This is a genomic window from Sphingobium sp., from assembly GCF_041987595.1.
Classification (GTDB): Bacteria; Pseudomonadota; Alphaproteobacteria; order Sphingomonadales; family Sphingomonadaceae; genus Sphingobium.
On sequence record NZ_JBHIWJ010000181.1, the window covers coordinates 1 to 3,877 of the forward strand.

Annotated in this window: 3 protein-coding genes and 1 pseudogene; 2 read left to right on the plus strand and 2 right to left on the minus strand. The window is 62.7% G+C overall.

From position 1 onward, the window contains the following. A pseudogene (locus ACFC3J_RS22395) lies at positions 1-529 on the minus strand (acetyl-CoA C-acyltransferase); the annotation flags it as partial. A 152-nt stretch (positions 530-681) separates the two neighbouring features. Here ACFC3J_RS22395 and ACFC3J_RS22400 point away from each other — a divergent pair. Next, positions 682-2,352 (plus strand): class I adenylate-forming enzyme family protein, encoded by a 1,671-nt coding sequence (locus ACFC3J_RS22400; RefSeq protein ID WP_375198137.1) that lies wholly within the window; start codon positions 682-684, stop codon positions 2,350-2,352. Positions 2,353-2,393: 41 nt separating this feature from the next. Further along, a complete protein-coding gene (locus ACFC3J_RS22405) occupies positions 2,394-3,176 on the plus strand; it encodes an SDR family NAD(P)-dependent oxidoreductase (RefSeq protein WP_279728658.1) in 783 nt (260 codons plus the stop codon). A 7-nt stretch (positions 3,177-3,183) separates the two neighbouring features. On the opposite strand, the gene ACFC3J_RS22410 is transcribed toward ACFC3J_RS22405, so the two are convergent. Continuing rightward, positions 3,184-3,876 (minus strand): GntR family transcriptional regulator, encoded by a 693-nt coding sequence (locus tag ACFC3J_RS22410; protein WP_375198138.1) that lies wholly within the window; start codon positions 3,874-3,876, stop codon positions 3,184-3,186. Between the last annotated feature and the right edge of the window lies 1 nt (position 3,877).

Consider the following 3,877-nt stretch of genomic DNA (forward strand, 5'->3'; position numbering starts at 1 on the left):
CGGCCTTGCGCTGGCTCTCGACGGCGAAATTGTCGACATCCTCGCGCGTGTAGCCGTCCAGGGTAGCGATCAGGTCGGCGCCGATGCCCTGCGGGGCGTAATAATTGCTGAAGGCGACCGACGGATCGGACGTCCAGGCGCCCGAGTCATAACCCATTACCGTGCGGCTCATCGACTCGACGCCACCGCCGATGCCGGCCTGGATCATGCCGGAATGGACCTGCGCCGCGATCAGGCTGACCGCGTCCAGGCCGGTGGCGCAGAAGCGATGGATCTGCTGACCCGCGACCGTCTGGGCATAGCCGGCCTGCAACACCGCCGCGCGCGCCAGCACGCCGCCCTGTTCACCGACGGGCTGAGCCATGCCGATGATCACATCGTCGAGCAGTCCCGTGTCGAGATCATTGCGGCTCTGCAGCGCCTTCAACAGCTGCGTCGCCATTTCGACTGAGGTGATCTCGTGCAGCGCGCCATCGGGGCGGCCCTTCCCGCGCGGCGTCCGAACATGATCGTAGACATAGGCTTCCATCGTGAATTCCCGACCAGTAATACAAAATCTCTGCCCTTGCTCTTGGACCCGGAAGGCAAAGCTGCACCTATCCAACGAAAGGCGCAGACCGAGGCGATGGCTGCAATCTGATCATCATCGATAGCTGACCGGCATTTTAGGAGCGGACATCCGTGGTCACACAAGGCGAAGATTGCGCCCCATTCCGTATTTCTGCAACCACTCTGGGCGATCTGCTTCTCAAAGGGTGGGACAAGGCATCCGACAAGGAAGCATTGGTATTCCCGGGAGAACGCAAGACATATGACGATGTCGTACAGAGCGTCCTGAAGCGCGCGCGCGGCCTGAAGGCGCTGGGCATCGGGCGCGGCGACCATGTCGGCATCCTGTTGCCGTCCAGCATCGAATTTGTCGAAACCCTGTTCGCCAATGCGATGTGCGGCGCCGTGTCGGTGCTGATGAACGCGCGGTACAAGGCGCCCGAAATGACCTATGTCGCGCAAAATGCCGATCTGGCAGCGATCATCACCAGTGATATGATCAGTGAGCATATCGATTTCGGTCGACGGCTGGTTGAGGCTTTCCCCGACCTGCCCGATGCCGCGGACTCCTCCTCACTCACGCTTGCGGGCGCGCCTCTGCTCAAGCGGATCGTGATGCTGGGTGGCCGTTCGGTCCCCGGTTTCGTCGATCAGGCAACCTTCGATGCGGCGGTGCAGGAAGTGGAGGAAGCAGAGGTACATGCATCCCGTCTGACCGTCAGGGTCCGCGACACCGCGATGATCCTGTATACGTCAGGGACATCGGCCAACCCCAAAGGGTGCCTGCTCAGCCATGAGGCCGTCACTCGGGAGGCATCGAATCTCGCTCGCTATCGCTGGTCCTTCCAGCCCGACGAGCGCGCCTGGTCGCCGCTGCCTTTATTCCATATCGCTGCGATGCTCTGCATGCTGGGCGCGATCGACGTGGGCGGCACCTTCATCGGCCAGCCGCATTTCGATGCCGGGGAGAGTCTGCGGCAGATCGAGGATGAACGGGTGACGATGATGTTCCTGCCCTTCGTCACTTTCCATCAGGCCATGATCACCCATCCCGACTGGGCCAAGACCGACATGTCGTCGGTGCGCCTGCAAAATAGCTGCTTCGCCTTCATGCCTGATCGCGTAGGCCAGGCCTATCGGGAGAAAGCCCCAAACATGCTCCAAGTGGGCACCATGGGCATGACCGAGGCGACCGGCATCGTCACCACGGGCGGCTATGCGATGGAACCGGAAATGGGCTTCAAGAAACTTGGTTTCCCCCTTGCGGGCATAGAGATGAAGATCGTCGATCCCGAGACAGGTGCGGAAATGGGCGTGGACGAACGCGGCGAAATCCTCATTCGCGGCTACAATCTGTTCGACGGCTATTACAAGGACCCTGAGAAGACCGCAGAGGCGCTCGATGCCGATGGCTGGTATCATAGCGCCGATATCGGCTCGATCGACGAACATGGCCACGTCATGTTCCACGGCCGGTTCAAGGATATGCTGAAAGTGGGCGGGGAAAATGTCGCGGCGGCCGAGGTCGAAGCGGTGCTGGCCACCCATCCGGCGGTTCGTCTCGCGCAAGTCGTCGGGCTGCCGGACGAGCGGCTGGCGGAAATCCCCGCCGCCTACATCGAACGCGAAGGCGATGTGGAGGTCGAGGCGGAGGAACTCATCGCCTATACCCGGCAGCGCCTCGCTTCCTTCAAGGTTCCGCGGCATATCCGTTTCATCGACGAATGGCCGATGTCGGCATCGAAAATCCAGAAGTTCAAGCTGCGCGGCGCGTTGATGGACGAACTGGGCCTGAAGGACTGAAACACGGCGCATCGACGCCATGAAAGTGTAGGGAGAGTGACATGCGGGTGATCATCACGGGTGCTGCAAGCGGCATCGGCAGAGCCTGCGCCGAACTGCTGGCGGCCGGGTCGATGATTCCGGGTGAACACCGGATGCTGCTCGCGGATCGGGATGCCGCCAATCTGCAGGTGGTGGCCGATGCGGTCGGCCCCGCCGCCGCGACCTGCGTGGTCGATCTGGCCGAACCGGATTGCGGCGACCGGATTGTCGCGGCGGCGCTCGCGCATATGGATGGGATCGACGCCGTCATCAGCAATGCCGGCATCATCATGGGCGGCGCGCTGGTTGAACTGCCGATCAGCGATTTCGATCGCATCTTCGCCATCAACACCCGCTCGTCCTGGCTGTTGGGCAAGGCGGCCCATCTTCACCTGAAAGAGAGCAAGGGCGCCTTCGTCGCGACCGCGTCCATGTCGGCCACCCAGCCTACGCCCGCGCTTGGCTTTTATTCCTCCAGCAAGGCCGCCTTGTTGATGATGATACGCCAGCTCAGCATCGAATGGGGTCCGGACGGTATCCGATGCAATACGGTGTCGCCCGGCCCCACCTACACGCCGATGACCGCTGCGGGATATGAAGATCCGTCGCGGCGCGACCAGCGGGAAGCCAATATTCCCCTGCGCAAACTCGGCGTGGCCGAGGATGTCGCGCAGGCGATCCTGTTTCTGATCGGCCCTCATGCAAGCCACATCAGCGGTGTCGACCTGCTGGTCGATGGCGGTATGAGCAACATGCTGATGCCCGCCAGCGGCGGTGGCACCGGTCAGAACCGGCAGAGCTGATATGGGATCAGAGGGCCCGATCCGCGCCAGCCGCCCATTCGATATCGGTCCCGCCCCGCGCATTCTGCGGGTCGATCAGCAGCCGCGCCGTCGCCATCAAATGGTCCGTCAGCAGCGCCTCGGCGCGGTCGGCGTCCCGCGCGAGCGCCGCGTCGACGATCTGCGCATGTTCATGAACCAGATCCCGGTCGCCATGGGCCAAAGGCACGGTGAGATAGCGATAGCGTTCCGACTGGGCATAGAGCCAGTCGCGCATCTTGAGCAACCATGGACTGTCGCACGCGGCGACCAGGGCGTGATGGAAGGCCGCATGGGCGTCGGCATAATCCTCGTTCAGACGGGCCGCCTCTCGCGGGTCGCGGGTCGGGGTCTTGCTCAACCTATGGGCTGCGCTGACGATCGAGGCTTCCCAGTCCAGGCTTCCCTTCTCGATGGCGCGCCGGAGACATTGCCCCTCAAGATCGCTGCGGACCCTAACCAGATCCGTCAGATCGCCGATCGATATCGGCGTCACCCGAAATCCCCGCGCATCGTCCTGCGTCACAAAGCCCTCGGACGTGAGCCGCGACAGGGCTTCGCGCACCGCCCCGAGACTGAAGCCCTGCGTTTCCGTGATATCCTTGATGTTGATTTTGGCGCCGGGCACCAGCCGACAGGTCAGGAGTTCGTCGCGCAATTGCCGGTAGGCGCGTTCGGTCAGG